Origin of the sequence: Streptomyces sp. NPDC007025 (assembly GCF_042869455.1) — a bacterium.
In the GTDB taxonomy this organism is placed as follows: Bacteria; Actinomycetota; Actinomycetes; order Streptomycetales; family Streptomycetaceae; genus Streptomyces.
In genome coordinates this window covers 532,251-550,421 of record NZ_JBIAFT010000003.1, presented here as the reverse complement: position 1 = coordinate 550,421, position 18,171 = coordinate 532,251, and the positions used below count along the sequence as shown (strand labels likewise).

Below are 18,171 nucleotides of genomic sequence, written 5' to 3'. Positions count from 1 at the left end.
GTCAGCCCGCCTCCCTGTGGATACCGCATGCCATGGTCATACCGCAGGAAGCGACAGCCCGTCACCATACGACTCCACCAGTTCAACCTCAGTAATGGGCGATAGCCTCGATGGCTTCGAAGATGTCGGAGTCGGTTTCCTTCTGCCAGTCCGGGAGGTCGGGCCAGTCGGCGACGTAGGCGGGCTTGGGGTCGCCGAAGTGCTTGTACATCTGGGCCGTCCAGCAGGTGGCGACGAAGCGGCCCTTCTGTTCGCGGGTGAGGCGCTTGGCGTTGCCGCCGCTCAGGTCGAGGAAGTGGCGCACCTGCTGGTAGACGGCTCCGGCGGCTTCGCGTTCCCAGTCGGGGGTGTCTTCCCAGGGTGTGACGTAGCTGGCTTTGGGTTCGCCCGGGTAGTGCTTGGTGATTCCCGCGATCCAGGTCTCCCGGAACAGGCGGGCGCCCTCGGTGTCCGTCATGCCTACCCCTCTCCTCACGTCGCGTGCAGGCTGCTGATGTCGGCGGCCAGTTCGGCTACGCGGCGATCGTGGCCGTAAGAGCGGAGATCGTCCCGTAGCGTCTGGAGTCTACGGGCGATGTAGCCCGAGCCCGATTGCCGCGCGAGCTGGAGTGCCTCGCGGCCGTGGGTGACGGCCTGTTCCGCGTCGTGGCGTTTGGCGCCGATCAGTGCGAGGTCGACGAAGACAGAGCCTCGGCGGCGGTAGGAGGTCCCCTTGGCCAGCGCGGTGGAGTCGAGGGCGCTCTTGAGGGCCTTCTCCGCGAGGTCGAGTCGCCCGAGCTGGACGAAGCGGGCTCCGCGTTCTTCGGGGAGGCGGGAGCCGTCGAAGCGGAGCCATCCGCCGTTGTGGACGGGGCCGGGGAGGTCGGTTACCTTCTGGGCCTCGTCGAGTGCGCGCTGGCAGGCGTTCAGGTCGCCGAGGTTCGCGTGGGCCTCGGCTTGGACCGAGGCGACCCAGTAGCGGGTGGACAGGGCCGGGTCGCCGCGCGTGGCGATGGTGCGGGCGACGTCCAGGGTCTCGGTGGCTTCCGTGAACTGCCTCTCGGACATGTCCACGTAGGCGTGGCGTACGAGCGCGCAGGCCCACAGGTCGAAGGCGTGCGCGCTGTCGCTGGCTGAGGCGGCCACAGAGTAAGCCGCGGCGGCGTCCGTGTACCGGTTGCTGTCGAAGGCCAGCTCGCCGGAGAGCTGGAAGAGGTCTCCGGCGGCTTCGCACATCGCGGCGGCCCGGCTTGATGAGCCTGTCTTCAGAGCGTCGGCGAGCGCGTCGAGCTCGTCCTGGACGACGCCGTGGACGGAGCGCTTGGAGCGGGCCAGTTGGTAGACCTGCCAGAGGTGGTCGTTCATGCGGCGGTGGTCATCGGCTGAGCCGCGCTCGGCGGCTTCCGCTATGTCGTCGGCTGCCTCGGGTCCCAGGGCGGTCAGGGCTCCGGTCACCGTGAGCAGGCGCAGAAACTTGCGTCGGATTCACCTGGGCCGTGAACGGGACGGGGTAGGGGCTGTGCTGGTGGCTGCGCGTGGTGAGCTGGTGGTGGATCCAGCACGCGGCCGAGTTCGGTGATGTCCAAGCGCAGAAGTTCGGCCATCTTCGGCCGGTGGACGCATTCGGGTGTGGTCTCACCGCGTTCCCAACGGCCGACCGTTGTGCGGTCGACGCCGAGCGCATGGGCGAATTTCTCCTGACTGTAGCCCATGGCTTTACGTCGTTCGGACAACCGCATGGTGCTCTCCCTCCCCGCCTGACCGGGGCTATACCCGCTGTGCGCCCCGTGCATCAGAGGTGCATCAAGACTGCCGCACAGATGCCGTGGCTCGCAGCGATCTCCGGCGGTTGGCTGGAGTCCTGAAAGTCGGACCGGCTCCCGCGACCACCCCCTGCATGAGGGGAGGCCGCTCTGGTCGAGCGACCGATCCCGGAGGGACGACCTGTGACCATGACGGCGGCAGGAGCGACGTCGATCGGCGCGCCCGGATACAGCCAGACGTTTCCGTCCGTGCCGGAGTCCGCGGGCCTCGCCCGGGACCTGGTGGCCACGGCGCTACGCGTATGGCGCCTCGAATCGCTTCTGAACGAGGCCACCTTGGTCGCGACCGAGCTGGTCGCGAACGCGGTGCAGCATGGCTCAGGCCGCTACCTGGTCTTCAGCGCCGAGCGTCCCTCGCAGTTCCGCGTGCGTATCCGTGTGACCGACCAGTCCCGCGTCCGGCCCGTGCTGCGGTGTCCGGACGAGGAGGAGACGAAGGGCAGAGGGCTGCTCCTGGTCTCCGCCCTCGCCGTTGACTGGGGCACCGATCTGCACACGATTGGCAAGACCGTGTGGGCGCACTTGGCGGACGAGGCGGGTACGTGATGGCTCGCCACCGACGACCGCGCCGCTTCGCTCTCGTAGGCCGACACGAGCCCGTGGAACACGTCCCCGACAGCTCGCCGGTGGAACGCCGGACGCCAGGGCAAGCGTGCGATCACGAGGTCCCTGCCTTCGGCGAAGTCGCGGTCGAGGCGACCGACGACGCGACCCTTCGCCGCTTCCTGGAGGCGATGCGCCGCTGGCAGGCCGAAGAGCAGGACGAGCCGCTGGCCGTGACGCCCGAGACCGTTCGCCGCACGGTCGAGTACGTGCTCAGCCAACACTTCGACTGCGCGAACGGGGGCGATCTGCGGCCGATGACCGACACCCTGCACGCCTACCTGGACGCTCTGGCGGACGCTGCCGAAGCCGAGCTGGACACCGGGCGGATCGTAGTCGCGGAGATGGTGGCCAGAGCCAGAGCCAGAGCCAGAGCCGCTGCGGGTGACGGCCCCCAACCGTCGCTGGCCGCAGCGCGGCAGACGGCCCGGACGACGCGGGACCTGCTGTCGCTCCTGGAGCGAGAGGGCTGGCAAGGCACTGGAGTGACGGCCTCATGACCCCGTTCGCAGCGTCCTTCGCACTGGGACCGGGCCGCGTTCCCCGGTACGCGAAGCACCCGCGCACCGGACGTTCGGTGCGGGTGCCGTTCGTGGCGATGTGGGATATCGAGAGGGCGGTTGCCGAGGGGGCGCTGGCCGTCGCGCTCATGCCCGAGCCTCCCAGGTTGGTCTATCAGGGGCGGGAGCTTCCTTCTGATCGTGACGGGTTCGGGGTGCTGTGGGGGCGGTGTTCGTACTCGCCCGGGGGTCGGCCGGCCGGACTTCGCGTCGATGCATCCGGGGCGGCAGTACAAGTGCATGTACGCGATGAGGTGCCAAGTCTGCGGCGGCCCGGCGGACCGCAACAAGGAGGGGTGGCTCTTCTTCGACTGGCGCAACGAGCTGGATCCACCCTCGTGGCCGGAGGGCGCTTTGAGCGCGATGCCGCCACTGTGCGCGAAGGACGTGCGGCTGTCGATGGCCGTGTGCCCCACGAGCGGTGCCTTCACGGCGCTGCGGGTGAGGGCGCCCCGGCTGTGGGGAGTGGGCGGGGTCAGCTACCGCCTCACCACCGACGGCTGGCGCCTCAACCACGGCGACACCGACATCTGGCTGCCCAAGCACGATCCGGGCCTGCACTCGATGCTCGCCTCCAAGCTCATCCGCGAACTCCGCAAGGTCACCCCCGTCAACCCGCGCGACCTGCGCACTGCGCTCTGAAGGACGAGACCTTGGCTGCTTTCCGGACGCTTCGGCGCACATTGACTCGCTGGTGGAGCCCGAGACGGCAAGCGAGCGTGCCGCGCCCGTTCGCCGTGCCTGTGGAGGACCGGTTGAACGAGTGGCTGCGCGGTCCCGCGCTCCTGCCAGACTCCGCTACCCGATCCCGCACGAGAGGAAGTTGGCACCCCATGCACGTCGTCGAATACGAGGCCAAGGCCCTGGAGATCGACCCGGAGGCGATGGCCGCGCGCATCAAGGCCGCGGGCGGAACCTTCCACGGCGAGCGGCTGATGCGCCGCTACGTCTACGACGCCATCCCACCCAAGAAAGGTCGCTGGGTGCGGCTGCGGGACGCGGGCGGAGCGGTGACGCTGTGCGTCAAGACGATCAGCTCGGACGCGATCGACGGCACCCAGGAGACCGGGACCACCGTCGGCTCCTTCGAGGACACCCACGCCCTCCTCGGCCTCATGGGGCTGACCCACCGCTCCTACCAGGAGAACCGCCGCAGCTCCTGGCTGCTGGACGGGGTACGGCTGGAGATCGACACCTGGCCCCGCATTCCCCCTACCTGGAGATCGAAGGGGACGACGAGGAGCAGGTCTGGCAGACCGCCGAACGCCTCGGCATCCCCAAGGACGAGCTGACCAGTGAGAACACCCAGAAGATCTACGCCCGCTACGCCATCGACCTCGACACCATCACCGAGCTGCGCTTCTGACCCCACCGCCTCACCCCGCCGACCGGGGCACCCCGCTGCCCCGGTCGGGCACGGAAGGCGGAACGATGCACGACCCACTCGACGACGTACCGGTCACGGTCGTTCCCGACCGCACTCTCCGCGTGAAGATCATCGATGCGTGCGGGCTGGCCTGCACCTTCTGCCACAACGAAGGCACCCCCGTCGCCACCGACAACACCGGCCGCCCACCCGACGCCTTCACCGGCACCCCCGGCCGCTCCGGCAGGGTCTCGATCTACCTGGCCACCAACGGCGCCGACTTCCTCCCCCAGCGCATCCCCGCCGACTCCGATTTCGCCCTCGCTCTGGCCGCCGTGCGCGGCGGCCTCCCGATCAACGAGGTCCACTTCACCGGCGGCGAGCCCACCCTCCACCCCGACCTGCCCGGCCTCATCCGCATCGCCCGCCGCCTCGACCTGACCGTCGGGCTGACCTCCAACGGCGAGAACGGCGCGGCCGTACTGCCCGAGTGTGCGGAGGCGGGGCTGGACCGCATCAACCTGTCCGTCTTCGGCACCACCCCCGACGAACTCGCCGCCGTCCAAGCACCCCGCCTCGCCTCACCCCGCCTGGCCGCCCGCAAACTCGACGCCCTCGCAGACACCATCGAGACCGCCATCCGGCACGGTGTGAAGGTTTCTGCCAACATCGTCATCCCCGACCACAGCCACGTGGAGCGGGTCCTGCGCATCGTCGAGCAGCACGGCCGCGACGTGATCGTGCGGATGCTGGTGAACCTGGAGGACGACGGCGCCTCCCTGGCGGCCATGCGCGAGGTCATCGACCACCTGGGCGCCGTCCCCGACCTCCGCGTCATCACTGCCGGCGCCTCCGACCAGCGCACCCGCTACCGCCTCCCGGACGGCCGCACCCTCTACGCCAAGAGCATCCGTCCCGTCCGCCTCCCCGAGACTTGCACCGGCTGCCGCTTCAACAACGACCGCGACTGCCAGGAGGGCTACTACGGCGTGCGCATGTACCGCGCCAAGAACGGCCCCTTCATGCTCGGCGTCTGCATCCAACGCATGGACCTCTGCCTCTCCCTCGGCGAATTCGTCATGAGCCAACGCTGCACCGAAGTCCGCAACTTCCGCGACGACGAAACCGCCCGCCTCACCGCACTCCACAGCGCCCCTGAAAGGGAGCCGGACCGAAGCTGAGCACGCCTTGCACTGAGCGGGATCGGACGAACCTGGGCGGAGGGCTTGCTGTGTCGGCTTTGCTGTCGAGGGCCGTCGCCCTGATCCTCAGAGCGGCGGCCCTCGTGGTGTCAGTGGTGGAGCAGGGCGACAGTCTGCTCGACGACCTGGCAGCTTGCCGAGCCCAGCTGGCCGACAGCCTGCTTGACGCAGATCGGGTGCTTTCCGGGAATGGCGGGGGTGAGGGCCACGCCCCGGCCGCGGTGGCAATCCTGCTGTCTGTTGTCCGCTCAAGGCGCCGATGGCGATGGCGGCTGTCCGGGGCTGCCGGGGCCGGCTGCTGCCAGGGCCTCCGCCGCCACTTTTCGCAGTGCGCGCCTGGTGATCCAGCGGTTCTTCCCCCCGGCCAGGTACGCCGCGGCATGTCCCACCCATTCCGGGTCGCCGAGGAGATGCAGCTTTCCCTCGGTGGTGAGCTGCCGCAGCAGGTACTCCAACCGGAGCACGTCCACCGCCCGGTACGGGCGCGTGTGCTGGTCGAAGCGCAACTGGTGGTCCTCGTACGGGCGGCGCAGTGTCGTGTGCATCCAGCCGCCTTCGCGGGTGGCGACCATTCCCCTCGGCGTGTAGAGGCCTCTGCTGTTCGTGTTCCAGGGGTGCTTGCCCCAGGTGAACCAGATGCCATTCATGACCCTGGACCACGGGATCAGTTGCCCGTCGGAGTCCGGATTGTGCTGGTGGAAGCCGTTCGAGCGGAACTCCACCCAGTGGGTATCAGGCCGTGTGGCGTCCCCGACTCCCCAACGGCCGTCGGCCGGTTCCAACGGCCCCAGACATGAGCGGTCCTCCACCATGCGGTCATTGGATCACGTGCGGTGGCCGCGGCACCGGCGCGGTCCGCCATGGCCGACCATGGGGCCGCGACGACGTGGGGTGCAGCGGCGGCCGGTCAGGACGGATCGGGCAGACGGATCGCAACGCGAAAACGTTCCAAAACGACCCGAGTGGCTTCGTGCACGGTGAAGTGAGGATTCCCCAGGGCCTCTCGCATCTCTCCGCTGTGCCAGAACTCCTCGTGGTCCGCCCTCCAGCGCTCGATCGTGGTGTGGCCTTCGCCTTCATCCCGCGCGTGGCTGATGTCCACTTCGCCGAGCGGCACCACGCGCGTGTCCGTCACCTCGATGATCGCCACTGGGCGGTCGTCCGAGTCGACCACTGTCGAACGCCGGCCGACGGAGGGAAGTGGCTCCCCGTCGTGCTCGTACTCGGCGAGCAGCCCGGTGGTCGCGGTCTTGGATCCGTCGAGGATCGCGGCGACGAGCCGGTCGCGGAGGGGGCCTGGAAAGGCGAACTCGACCTTGGGTGGAAGCCCCGGTGCCCTGTGCTGATCGGGGTCGTCTGTCATACGACGACCCTAGCGACCCCGAGCGCCGCGAGGTCGGAGTCGTGGCGTGGCGAATTGCCGCACCGGCGGCGGGCGTGAAGCGCGTCCGGACCCGTGGCGCCCATGGGGGCTTTCCTATGATGAGCCGTCAGGCGAAGTGGGCGACGCATCGAGGCACATGGGGGAGTGTGACCACGTCACGGAACAGGCGCGTTGACAGCGAAGCTGCGATGCGGCGGGCGCGGAGGCGCCGGATCGGTGGGCAGTCCCCGCCGCCGGGGCAGCAGCCGCAGGGCGAGGGGCAGCCGCGCACTCTGAGGGACAAGACCGTGTGGGTGAGCATCTTCGCTGCCTTGATGACCACCGTGGTGACGGGGGTGTGGAGTGATGCTGCGGCGTGGGTGAAGGAGCAGGTGTCCGGCCCGCCGGAACTGAAGGTGCATGCAGACGATTTCATGGGGTGCAACGATCGGTACCGGAGTGCGAGCCTCGCCGAGTTGAAGAACCGCGCGAAGACTGCGGCTCAAGAGGGTGTGATCATCCCTTCCGCCGCCAATCCGCCCAGCGTCTCGGCGACTGTGCAGGCCAAGACATCGAAGGCGATCGTCGTCACGGATGCCAAGGTGACCGTGCTCTCCCGTCGGCCTCTTCCGACCGAGGGGGCCGTGGTGAAGGTCACGGGCTGCGGCGGGGGACTCTACCCTCGTCCCTTCGAGATGGACCTCACCGGCAGCGGCACGGTCGAGCCGGACAAGAGCGGCCGGGGCCGAGCCGAGGACTTCCCGTTCACGGTCTCATCGGATGATCCCGAACAGTTCACCTTCAACGTCAAGCACGTGCGTGGAGACGTACGGTTCGCAATCGTCCTCACCTGGGTGTCCGACGGAGAGAGCGGGACCACCAGGCTCGACGACGGCGGCAACGGATACCGCACCATGAGCCGCCCGGACGATCTGCCTCAGTACCGGCAAGTCGACCTGCTCGGCGCGGACTGACCGCCGACCCGCGGGGTACCGGCGCTCGTACGGGACCCGGCACCGCGGCCGCGGGCGTTGTGTACCGGAGGCAACGAAGGGTTCGCCGTGCTGTCACGATCGGGGCTCCTGCCGTGGCCGCGGCGCTGCTCGTGGTGTGGGATGGCGGGAGCGCACGATGAGACAGAGGGGGAACTGTGGCCAGAGCGCAGAGCGTACGGAGGGTGGCCTCCGCGGTGGCTTCCGGTGCCGATCCCCGGCAGGTGGCGGAGGAGGAGGTCCGCAGGCGTACGGGCCGCTCCGCCGGGCGGGGGCCCACGCGGGGGCGGAGTGCCGAGGGCCGGGGCCAGGGGGAGGCCGGCCAGGAGGGCGAGGACGTGCAGGAACCGCAGGACGAGGGGATGGATCCTGCGGACTTTCCGGCCGCCCGGGAGCAGGGCGGTTCGATCGCCACCGTGATGGCGCAGCGGACCGTTTCGCTGGACGAGGCGGGCGAGGCGCTCAACCAGAGCGGGCACAAGCGCGAGGACGGCGAGCAGGTTCATGAGATCTGCCCGATGGTGCTGCCGAAGGGGCGTTCGTTCCTGAGCATGCTCCCGGTGCTGATGCTGCTGGTGCTGGGCGCGGTGGGGACCGCCGTGGTGTCGACCGTGGACGACTCGCCGTTGACCAATCCGCTCTTCGGACTGCACTACTGGGTCGTGGCGCTGGCCGCGATCGGCTTCGTGTGGTGGCGGCAGGGCATGGTCATGGTTCCGGACGGCTGCCAGGCGCTGATCACCCGGTTCGGGAAGCTGGAGAAGGTCGTCGGGCCCGGCCGGGTCATTCTGATCAGCCCGTGGAAGCGGGTGTCGTACATCGTCAACACGGTCCGCGAGTACCCGTTCAACGCGCCGGTGCGGGAGGCGCCGACCAAGGGCGGGGTGAAGGCGTCGATCGACCTTTTCATCCAGTTCCGGATCAGCGACCCGACCGAGTTCGTCTACACGCTCGGTGCGGTCCGCGGCTTCGAGGAGAAGCTGAGCAACGCCGTCAGCGAGACCATCCGGAGCCTCATCTACGAGCAGGAGGCCGCCGGGATCTACGACATGGTCGGGGAGGACACCGGGCGCCTGCTGGAGCAGCTCAACCAGCAGTTCCGGCCCGCGGTCGAGCTGACCAACGCCAACATCACGCACGCCGAGCCGGCCGACCGGGGCTACCGGATGGACCTGGCCGCTCCGGAGATGGTGCGGATGGCGAAGGAGGCGTACACCCACGAGTACGCGCTGATGCTGCGCAAGGAGCAGGACGAGGGCGATCTGACCAAGGAGTTGGCGACCAGCCACGAGACGCTCTCCGCCATCCAGGCGGACATCGCCCAGTACCAGGCCCAGATGGACACGGCCGTGGAGCGCGAGACCAACCGGGCCGAGGCGCTGGCCCGGCAGCGCTATGTGCAGGCCGAGTCCGAGGCGAAGGCGAACGCGGCGCTGCTGGAGGCCCAGGCCCTCGACATCCGGGCCGTGACGGCGGCCGAGGCGCCCGAGATCCTGGAGTACCGCTACCAGCGGCAGATCCTCGACGCTCTGGTGGAGGTCGCCGACCATCTGCCGCGGCTGGTGCGGATCGGCGGTACGGCCGACGGGGGCGACGCGGCCGGGGTCGACTTCCTGCGCCTCGCCCGCGAACTGGTGGGGGAGCACGGCGGCGAGCTGTTCACGGAGGCCGACATGGCGGCTGTCCGGGAGCGTCTGGACGAGGTGTCCGCCCGTATCTCCGACCGCGAGAGCGAGATCGGAGCGCTGCTGGAGGCCGAGCGGCCCACGGTGGCCCCCGAGCCGACCGGGGCGTCCGAGGTGTCCGGTGCTCCTGACGTACCTGGTGCTTCCGAGGCGTCGGGCCGGTCGGGCGGGGCCGGAGGTCCCGCCGGGGCCGGTGTACCCGCCGGGACGGACGAGACGGCAGCGGCCGCCGGGACCGGGGCGACCGGGTCCGCGGCCGACGTCCCGCACCACTTCGAGGAGGACGACCAGTGAGCAGCGCACACCCGAACCGCAGGTCGGTCATCTCCGAGGCGGTGGCACCCTGGAGCGAGATCGCCCAACTGCTGCGGGGCGGCGAGGCCGGCACCCTGATTCCGGTCATCATTCCGCGCCACCGGCGCCGGCTGTGGTGGATGCTGCCGCTGTGGCTCGGGCTGTTCGCGCTGCTGGCGGGAGTGATGCTCTCGCTGCGCGGAGCCGGCGCCGAGGGGGCCTCCGATCTCGCCTACGGCGCGCTCGCCGGGCTCTCCTACGCCCTCGGCGCCGTGCTGCTGATGATCGGCGGGCTCTGGTGGTGGCGCTCCTCGATCGTGGAGATCGAGCAGGGCACCCACGGTGTGCTGACCCGGTACGGCGCGGTCACCCGCACCCTGGACGCGGGGCGGCACTACCTGTGGCACCCCTGGTCGCGGGTCGACTTCGTGGTCGACACGGCCACCGAGATCCCGTACTCGGCGCCGGTGATGGCCTGCCCGACGCAGGAGAACGTGCCGCTGCGGTCGATCGAGTTCTTCCTGAAGTTCCGCATCACCGACGCGGTGCTCTTCGTCCGGACGATCGGCGCGGGCAACTTCGACCTGGTCCTCTCCAGCGCCGTGCAGGACGCCATCCGCCAGCGTGCCCGCCTGGTGCACACCGAGCACGCGTACGACCTGCGCGGCTCCGACGTGGCCGACATGCAGGAGCTGCTCAACCGGCTGCTGTCCCGTTACGGGGTGCGCATCACCGGCTCCAACATCCCGGACGTCCAGCTCCCCGCCCAGTACCAGCAGCACCTGGCCACTCGGGAGCGGGTCGCCAAGGAGCGTACGGCCTACGAGCAGGAGTGGGGTCTGACGCGCAAGCGCCGGATCGACAGCCTCGGCATGGACATCGAGCGGGCCAAGAAGGTGCGGGACGCGCGCATCGTCGAGGTGAAGGCCGCGCTGAACAAGGCCCGCGAGCAGGTGGCGCAGCTGCTGGAGGAGCAGGAGACCAACGCGCAGCGGGTGCGGTTCGAGATCGAGACGGAGGGCCGCAGCGGTCTGATCGCCGCCGAGAACGAGGCTCGGGCCCAGCGCGCGCTGGCCAAGGCCTACCGTGACAACCGCGCGGTGCTCCAGTACGAGCTGGCCCGCCGTCGCCTCGAGGTGGGTGCGGAGCTGGCGGGGAAGGCGCCCCGGCCGGTCGTCGTGCGCACCGACGGGGGCAGCGGGGACAGCTCGGCGCTCTCGACGCTGCTCGCCGCGCAGCTCCTGCCCCGGATGACGCCGCTGCCCTCCGGGGAGACCTGGGCGGCGGACGCGGCCGGTGCGGCGGACGGGGCCGCGGGCCCGGACGAGGGGAACCGCGGGTGAGTGACGGCCTCGTCCACCGATGAGCCCAGCGGACGAGGCCGCGGGCGAGCCCGGCGGACGAGGCGCCCGTTCCCGTGCCCGGCGGAACACCTTCCGCCGGGCACGGCCTCGTATGGCTCGCAGGGAGCGGCGGCCCGCCGGGCGAAGGCCTGTCATGCCGGTGACAGGCGCACGGCCGTCGCACGACAGTGCCCGATGATTGCGATACATTCACTTGTATCCGCATGTATCCGCTTTGGCGGATGACGGTTGCGGCATCGGTGCGGGCTGTACGCAGTGGGGGTGTCGGGTCGGTGCCGGGACTCCCGCGAGCCATCGGTGGAGGGACTGTGACGGGGGAGCTGGGCAGGTCGGAGGCGCTGCGACTCGCGGGGCTCACGGCCGCCGCCGACCCCGGAATGGACCGGTTCGCGCGGCTCGTCACCCGGTTCCTCCGCGTCCCGGTGGCGCTGGTGTCCCTGCTGGAGACCGAGCGGCAGGTCTTCCCCGGCATGGTGGGGTTGGCGGAACCCTGGGCGGGGCGGCGCCAGACCCCCCTGAACCGCTCCTTCTGCCAGCATGTCGTCCGCAGTGGCGAGCCGCTCGTCCTGAATGACTCGCGGCTCAACTCGCTCACGCGTTCCAGTCTGGCGGTCTCCGAACTCCAGGTGATCGCCTATGCGGGGATGCCGCTGACGGACGCCGACGGACACGTCCTGGGGTCGTTGTGCGCGATCGATCACGAGCCCCGCGAGTGGACCGAGCCGGAGCTGCACGACCTGGCCGACCTCGCGGCCGCCTGTTCGGTCGAGCTGCGGCTGCGGATCGCCAGCGAGCAGGTACGGCGCGACCGGGACCATGCCGGGCGCCTGCTCCGCGCGTCGGTCGAGCTGGCCCGCTCCCGCGATCTGGCGGACGTGGTCCGCCGGCTGCGCCAGCTGTTCGACGGCTCCGCCAGGCCGTCCTACGTGGGCCTGCTGCTCGCCGACGGTCAGGAGCTGCGGCGCGTCGTCGAACCGGACGACGTGCGGCCGGTGGAGGCGGCCGTTCCGTCCATGGCGGTGGACTCCGGTTTCCCCAGTGCCCGGGCGATGCGCGAGCAGCAGGCGGTCTTCGTCCCCGACCATGCCGCCCTGGAGGCCGGCTACAGCGCGGACGCGGTGGCGGGGTACGACGCCCTCGGGCTCGCCTCCGCGTTCTGCGTCCCGCTGGGCCGCCGCCGCGGGGTGCTGACCTGGTCCTGGGCGGGCGCCCACGCGCTGGGTGTGACCGAGGAGGCGGTGCTCACCGCGGTCGCGGGATATGTGAGCCAGGCCGTGGAGCGGATGCGGTTCGTCGAGAGCCGGCTCAGCACGGCGCAGCAGCTCCAGTCCGCCATGCTCACCGAACTGCCGGATGTGCCCGGTCTGGAGATGTCCACCCTGTACCTGCCCGCCGAGGACCAGGACATGGTGGGGGGCGACTGGTACGACGCCTACGTGCTGCCGCCCGGACCGGGTGGGCGGCAGCCCTGCCTGGTGGCGTCCATCGGGGATGTCATCGGGCACGACATGCGGGCCGCCGTCGTCATGGGGCAGGTGCGCAGCATGCTGCGCCAGGCCACGCTAGGCCACCCGGAGCGCTCGCCCGCCGTCGCGCTGGCGGCGGTCGAGGCTGCCTTCGCCGCCCTGCCGCTGGGGCCGGGTGCCACCGCCGTGCACGCCCGGCTGGACTCGCACCACGACCGGTGGCGGCTGACGATGTCCAACGCCGGGCATCCGCCGCCGCTGCTGCGGCTGCCCGACGGCCGGGTCTCGACGCTGGACGACCATGACCTCCTGCTGCTCGACGCCGCGATCGGCCTCGACCGCTACGAACACGAGTACGAGATCCCGCCGGGCGCCGTTCTCCTGCTGTACACCGACGGCCTGGTGGAACGCCGGCACAGCGACATCGAAGAGGGGATCCGGCGGGCGATGTCCACCCTCTCCGCGTACGGGGACCGTCCCCTGCCGCAGCTCCTGGAGGCGCTCTCCCGGGGGGTGAAGAACTCCCCGGGACACGACGACATGGCCGTCCTCGCGATCCGCGTCACCGATGGGGCCGGGGGGACGGACCACCGGCGGTGACCCGGCAGCCCGGCTCCGCCGCCGGACGGCCGGGCTCCGCACCGGGAACCGGCCGCTGCGGCGTCGCCTCCGGGGCGCCGCAGCGCTCCGCCGTCCGCGGGGAGCCGTCGTGCGGCGGGGTGTCACCAGCCGCGGAGCGCGATGCCGGGGCCGTCGGCGAGGTCGAGGCAGCCGCGCAGGGCGGTCGCGGTGCTGGCCACCAGCGGTTCCGGGAGCGCGTGGGGGTCGGCCCAGCGCACCTGGGAGTGTTTGTGCGGTTCGCGGTTCTCGGGCGTGCCGGACCAGGTGCGGGCGGCGAAGACGACGCTGAGGAAGCCGTGCGGGAGGCCGGCCTTCCGGGCGCCGTGGGTCAGATGTGCGAGGCGCAGCTGCTCCGGCCGGACGGTGAGACCGGTCTCCTCGGACAGTTCGCGCACCGCGGTGCCGGTGACCGGCTCGCCGGGCTCGGCCTTGCCTCCGGGAAGGTCCCACATGCCGGACGCGAACGAAGCCCCCGGACCGCGCTGGAGAAGCAGGACGCGGCCGGTATCCGGATCGTGGACGAGGACCGCCGCCACCAGCAGGGTCAGGGACCCGGGTGCGCTCGGCAGGACGGGAGGTTCGTCGGGCCGCGGTGTGGGAGGCATCGGCATCTCTCTTCCCTCTGTGTGGGTGGCGGGACGGCCGCAGCCGCCCCGCCCTTCGTCCGGCCACTCGTACGGGGCCGCCCCGCGGACGGGTTAGCATATGAGCGCCGCCTAGCTCGAAAGATAGATCTGTGACTGTCAACGACGACGTGTTCACCAACTGGAAGCACCGCGAGGAGATCGCGGAATCGATGATCCCGATCATCGGGAAGCTGCACCGGGAGCGGGACGTCACCGTCCTGCTGCACAGCCGCTCCCTGGTGAACAAGTCGGTGATCAGCATCCTCAAGGCCCACCGCTTCGCGCGGCAGATAGCCGGGGAGGAACTGTCCGTCACCGAGACGCTGCCCTTCCTCCAGGCGCTCACCGCGCTCGACCTCGGCCCCTCCCAGATCGACATCGGGATGCTCGCCGCGACCTACCGGAACGACGACCGCGGCCTGTCCGTGGCGGAGTTCACGGCGCAGGCCGTGGCCGGTGCGACCGGCGCCGACAAGATCGAGCGCCGGGCTTCCCGGGACGTGGTCCTCTACGGGTTCGGCCGCATCGGCCGCCTCCTCGCCCGCCTGCTCATCGAGAAGGCCGGGTCCGGCAACGGCCTGCGGCTGCGCGCAGTCGTCGTCCGCAGGGCCGCCGGCCAGGACCTGGTCAAGCGGGCCTCGCTGCTGCGCCGCGACTCGATCCACGGGCAGTTCCAGGGCACCATCACCGTCGACGAGGCGAACAGCACGATCATCGCCAACGGCAACGAGATCAAGGTCATCTACTCCGACGACCCGACGTCGGTGGACTACACGGCGTACGGCATCAAGGACGCCGTCCTGATCGACAACACCGGCAGGTGGCGCGACCGCGAGGGGCTCTCCCAGCACCTGCGCCCCGGCATCGACAAGGTGATCCTGACCGCGCCCGGCAAGGGCGACGTGCCCAACGTGGTGCACGGTGTCAACCACGACATGATCAAGCCGGACGAGCGGATCATCTCCTGCGCGTCCTGCACCACCAACGCGATCGTCCCGCCGCTGAAGGCGATGGCGGACGAGTACGGGGTGCTGCGCGGTCACGTGGAGACCGTCCACTCGTTCACCAACGATCAGAACCTGCTGGACAACTACCACAAATCCGACCGGCGGGGGCGTTCGGCGCCGCTCAACATGGTCATCACCGAGACCGGCGCCGCCTCGGCCGTCGCCAAGGCGCTGCCCGACCTCGAGGCGACGATCACCGGCAGTTCGATCCGCGTCCCGGTGCCGGACGTCTCGATCGCCATCCTCAATCTCCAGCTGGCCCGCGAGACCAGCCGCGCGGAGGTGCTGGACCACCTCCGCGACGTCTCGCTGACCTCGCCGCTCAAGCGCCAGATCGACTTCACCAGCGCCCCCGACGCGGTCTCCAACGATTTCATCGGCTCGCGCCACGCCTCCATCGTCGACGCAGGCGCCACCAAGGTCGAGGGCGACAACGCGATCCTCTACCTCTGGTACGACAACGAGTTCGGCTACTCGTGCCAGGTCGTCCGGGTCGTCCAGCACGTCTCCGGAGCGGAGTACCCGACCTTCCCGGCCCCGGTGGCCTGAACCGGCCGCGGAGTCGGGGCGGGTCCGCCCGGGCCCGCCCCGGTCGCCCGGCTCCGGCACCTGCCTCCGGCATCGGCCCTGTCCCCGGCCCGCCCCGACATCCGTCGGCGCGGGCCGGTGCGGGTTGCGGGCACCGGTCTGCGGGCCGGGCGTGCCCGCACCCCGGCGCCGGCGGGACCGGGCGCCGCGGGTGGGTGCCGTCCCGGACGCGCCCCGGGTGGCGGCCGGGGTGCCCGGCTTCCGCGCGGCCAAGCGCGGGCCGCTTTACCGCGCCGCCTCGTCACGGGATATCTTGATATCGAGACGATGTAGACGCGAAGCGGAGTAGCGGTGACTGACTCGACCATCATCTATACGCACACTGACGAGGCCCCGGCCCTGGCGACGTACTCGTTCCTGCCCGTGGTCGAGGCGTACGCCTCGACGGCCGGCGTCGCCGTCGAGAGCCGCGACATCTCCCTGGCCGGCCGGATCATCGCCGGCTTCCCCGAGCGGCTGGAGGAGCACCAGCGCATCGAGGACGCGCTGGCGCAGCTCGGCGAACTGGCCAAGACCTCGCAGGCCAACATCATCAAGCTGCCGAACATCTCGGCGTCCATCCCGCAGCTCAAGGCCGCCATCGCCGAGCTGCAGGAGCAGGGCTACGCGCTGCCGGACTATCCGGACGACCCGCGGACCGACGAGGAGCGGGAGGTGCGCGCCCGCTACGACAAGGTCAAGGGCAGCGCCGTCAACCCGGTCCTGCGCGAGGGCAACTCCGACCGCCGCGCGCCGGCCTCCGTCAAGAACTACGCCAAGGCCAACCCGCACCGCATGGGCGCCTGGCGCGCCGACTCGAAGACGAACGTCGCGCACATGGACGGTGACGACTTCCGCTCCACCGAGAAGTCCGCCGTGCTGGCCCAGGACGGTTCGCTGCGGATCGAACTGCACGGCGACGACGGCTCCACCACGGTGCTGCGCGAGTCGGTGCCGGTGCAGGCCGGCGAGGTCGTCGACGCCGCGGTGATGCGGGTCGCCGCGCTGCGCGAGTTCCTCTCCGCGCAGGTCGAGCGGGCCAAGGCGGAGGGTGTGCTGTTCTCGGTGCACCTGAAGGCCACGATGATGAAGGTGTCCGACCCGATCATCTTCGGTCACACCGTGCGCGCCTTCTTCCCGAAGACGTTCGCCACCTACGGCGACCAGCTCGCCGCGGCCGGGCTGACCCCCAACGACGGTCTGGGCGGCATCTACAAGGGCCTGGAATCGCTGCCGGAGGGCGACAAGATCAAGGCGTCCTTCGACGCCGAGCTGGCCCAGGGCCCGGACCTGGCGATGGTCGACTCGCACCGCGGCATCAGCAACCTGCACGTGCCCAGCGACGTCATCGTGGACGCCTCCATGCCCGCGATGATCCGGACCTCTGGGCACATGTGGAACAAGGACGACCAAGAGCAGGACGCCCTCGCGGTCATCCCCGACAGCAGCTACGCGGGCATCTACCAGGCCGTCATCGAGGACTGCAAGGCCAACGGCGCCTTCGACCCGGCCACCATGGGCTCCGTGCCCAACGTCGGTCTGATGGCGCAGAAGGCCGAGGAGTACGGCAGCCACGACAAGACCTTCGAGATCCCGGCGACCGGCACGGTGCGGGTGCTCGACGACGCGGGCGAGCTGGTGCTGGAGCAGGCCGTCGGTGAGGGCGACATCTTCCGGATGTGCCAGACCAAGGACGTGCCGATCCAGGACTGGGTCAAGCTGGCCGTCACCCGCGCCCGCGCCACCGGCGACCCGGCCGTCTTCTGGCTGGACGAGACCCGCGCCCACGACCGGAACCTGATCGGCAAGGTCCGCGAGTACCTGCCGCTGCACGACACCGAGGGCCTGCGGATCGAGATCATGTCCCCGGCCGACGCGATGACGTTCTCGCTGGAGCGCATCCGCCGCGGTGAGAACACCATCTCGGTCACCGGCAACGTGCTGCGCGACTACCTGACCGACCTGTTCCCGATCATGGAGCTGGGCACCAGCGCCAAGATGCTCTCCATCGTTCCGCTGATCAACGGTGGCGGGCTCTTCGAGACGGGCGCGGGCGGCTCGGCGCCCAAGCACGTGCAGCAGCTCGTCAAGGAGAACTACCTGCGCTGGGACAGCCTGGGCGAGTTCCTCGCGCTGGCCGTCAGCTTCGAGCACCTCGCGCACAAGACGGGCAACGCGCGCGCCCAGATCCTCGCGGACACCCTGGACCGCGCCACCGGCACACTGCTGAACGAGAACAAGTCGCCCAGCCGCAAGCTCGGCAGCATCGACAACCGCGGCAGTCACTTCTACCTCGCCCTGTACTGGGCGCAGGAGCTGGCGGCGCAGACCGAGGACGCGGAGCTGGCCCAGGCGTTCGCGGAGCTGGCCGGGACGCTCGCCGGGCAGGAGCAGGCCATCGTCGACGAGCTGCTGGCCGTCCAGGGCGAGCCCGCCGACATCGGCGGCTACTACCAGCCGTCGACGGAGAAGGCGGCGGCCGTGATGCGTCCGTCGAAGACCTTCAACGAGGCGCTGGCCGTGCTGCGCTGACCGCGTACGCGCCCACGGGGCCCGGGACCGGCCGACGCCGCTCCCGGGCCCCGCGGGCGTTCCGAGGAGGACGCCGGGTGTCCCCGGGCCTGCGGATTCCCCGCCCGGCCCCGGGGGCACC

Annotated in this window: 16 protein-coding genes and 1 pseudogene; 11 read left to right on the top strand and 6 right to left on the bottom strand. The window is 70.4% G+C overall.

Annotated features, from left to right (window positions below; genetic code table 11):
* Positions 1-88: 88 nt before the first annotated feature.
* The 3 genes from ACFYMO_RS08845 to ACFYMO_RS08835 all read right to left on the bottom strand — a co-directional run bounded on the left by ACFYMO_RS08845 (position 89) and on the right by ACFYMO_RS08835 (position 1,691).
* Positions 89-457 (bottom strand): hypothetical protein, encoded by a 369-nt coding sequence (locus ACFYMO_RS08845; RefSeq protein WP_366774015.1) that lies wholly within the window; start codon positions 455-457, stop codon positions 89-91.
* 14 nt (positions 458-471) lie between these two features.
* Positions 472-1,344 (bottom strand): transcriptional regulator, encoded by an 873-nt coding sequence (locus ACFYMO_RS08840; RefSeq protein ID WP_388545215.1) that lies wholly within the window; start codon positions 1,342-1,344, stop codon positions 472-474.
* Between the two features lie 86 nt (positions 1,345-1,430).
* The gene (locus ACFYMO_RS08835; RefSeq protein WP_366774026.1) at positions 1,431-1,691 is read right to left on the bottom strand and encodes a helix-turn-helix transcriptional regulator; all 261 of its coding nucleotides are present in this window, start codon (positions 1,689-1,691) and stop codon (positions 1,431-1,433) included.
* 240 nt (positions 1,692-1,931) lie between these two features.
* Here ACFYMO_RS08835 and ACFYMO_RS08830 point away from each other — a divergent pair, with 240 nt between their 5' ends.
* From ACFYMO_RS08830 to ACFYMO_RS08810, 5 genes and pseudogenes are all read left to right on the top strand, one after another.
* A complete protein-coding gene (locus ACFYMO_RS08830) occupies positions 1,932-2,348 on the top strand; it encodes an ATP-binding protein (RefSeq protein WP_388545213.1) in 417 nt (138 codons plus the stop codon).
* A 53-nt stretch (positions 2,349-2,401) separates the two neighbouring features.
* Positions 2,402-2,905 carry a DUF6415 family natural product biosynthesis protein gene (locus tag ACFYMO_RS08825; protein ID WP_388545210.1) on the top strand — a complete coding sequence of 168 codons (504 nt, stop codon included), beginning with the start codon at positions 2,402-2,404 and terminating at the stop codon, positions 2,903-2,905.
* A 300-nt stretch (positions 2,906-3,205) separates the two neighbouring features.
* Positions 3,206-3,607 (top strand): hypothetical protein, encoded by a 402-nt coding sequence (locus ACFYMO_RS08820; protein WP_366774011.1) that lies wholly within the window; start codon positions 3,206-3,208, stop codon positions 3,605-3,607.
* A 191-nt stretch (positions 3,608-3,798) separates the two neighbouring features.
* A pseudogene (locus ACFYMO_RS08815) lies at positions 3,799-4,331 on the top strand (class IV adenylate cyclase).
* A gap of 65 nt (positions 4,332-4,396) precedes the next feature.
* Positions 4,397-5,512 (top strand): radical SAM protein, encoded by a 1,116-nt coding sequence (locus ACFYMO_RS08810; RefSeq protein WP_366774009.1) that lies wholly within the window; start codon positions 4,397-4,399, stop codon positions 5,510-5,512.
* A gap of 269 nt (positions 5,513-5,781) precedes the next feature.
* On the opposite strand, the gene ACFYMO_RS08805 is transcribed toward ACFYMO_RS08810, so the two are convergent.
* The gene (locus ACFYMO_RS08805) at positions 5,782-6,345 is read right to left on the bottom strand and encodes a hypothetical protein (protein ID WP_388545206.1); all 564 of its coding nucleotides are present in this window, start codon (positions 6,343-6,345) and stop codon (positions 5,782-5,784) included.
* Positions 6,346-6,440: 95 nt separating this feature from the next.
* Entirely contained in the window at positions 6,441-6,896 is a 456-nt protein-coding gene (locus ACFYMO_RS08800; protein WP_388545203.1) for an ASCH domain-containing protein, read from the bottom strand.
* A 314-nt stretch (positions 6,897-7,210) separates the two neighbouring features.
* Between ACFYMO_RS08800 and ACFYMO_RS08795 the strand changes: the two genes are divergently transcribed.
* The 4 genes from ACFYMO_RS08795 to ACFYMO_RS08780 all read left to right on the top strand — a co-directional run bounded on the left by ACFYMO_RS08795 (position 7,211) and on the right by ACFYMO_RS08780 (position 13,297).
* Positions 7,211-7,870 carry a hypothetical protein gene (locus ACFYMO_RS08795; RefSeq protein WP_388545201.1) on the top strand — a complete coding sequence of 220 codons (660 nt, stop codon included), beginning with the start codon at positions 7,211-7,213 and terminating at the stop codon, positions 7,868-7,870.
* A 215-nt stretch (positions 7,871-8,085) separates the two neighbouring features.
* A complete protein-coding gene (locus ACFYMO_RS08790; protein ID WP_388545198.1) occupies positions 8,086-9,867 on the top strand; it encodes an SPFH domain-containing protein in 1,782 nt (593 codons plus the stop codon).
* Positions 9,864-11,210, top strand: a complete 1,347-nt coding sequence (locus ACFYMO_RS08785; protein WP_366774005.1) for an SPFH domain-containing protein — start codon at positions 9,864-9,866, stop codon at positions 11,208-11,210. Before ACFYMO_RS08790 ends, ACFYMO_RS08785 begins: the two co-directional genes overlap by 4 nt.
* 329 nt (positions 11,211-11,539) lie before the next feature.
* Positions 11,540-13,297, top strand: coding sequence for a GAF domain-containing SpoIIE family protein phosphatase (locus ACFYMO_RS08780; protein WP_388545192.1), 1,758 nt, complete (start codon positions 11,540-11,542; stop codon positions 13,295-13,297).
* Between the two features lie 122 nt (positions 13,298-13,419).
* On the opposite strand, the gene ACFYMO_RS08775 is transcribed toward ACFYMO_RS08780, so the two are convergent.
* Entirely contained in the window at positions 13,420-13,923 is a 504-nt protein-coding gene (locus ACFYMO_RS08775) for an NUDIX domain-containing protein (protein WP_366774023.1), read from the bottom strand.
* Between the two features lie 131 nt (positions 13,924-14,054).
* Here ACFYMO_RS08775 and ACFYMO_RS08770 point away from each other — a divergent pair, with 131 nt between their 5' ends.
* Positions 14,055-15,500: a glyceraldehyde-3-phosphate dehydrogenase gene (locus ACFYMO_RS08770; RefSeq protein ID WP_366774003.1), complete on the top strand. Its 1,446-nt coding sequence runs from the start codon at positions 14,055-14,057 to the stop codon at positions 15,498-15,500.
* Between the two features lie 330 nt (positions 15,501-15,830).
* Positions 15,831-18,050 (top strand): NADP-dependent isocitrate dehydrogenase, encoded by a 2,220-nt coding sequence (locus tag ACFYMO_RS08765; protein WP_366774002.1) that lies wholly within the window; start codon positions 15,831-15,833, stop codon positions 18,048-18,050.
* The last annotated feature ends 121 nt before the right edge of the window (positions 18,051-18,171 follow it).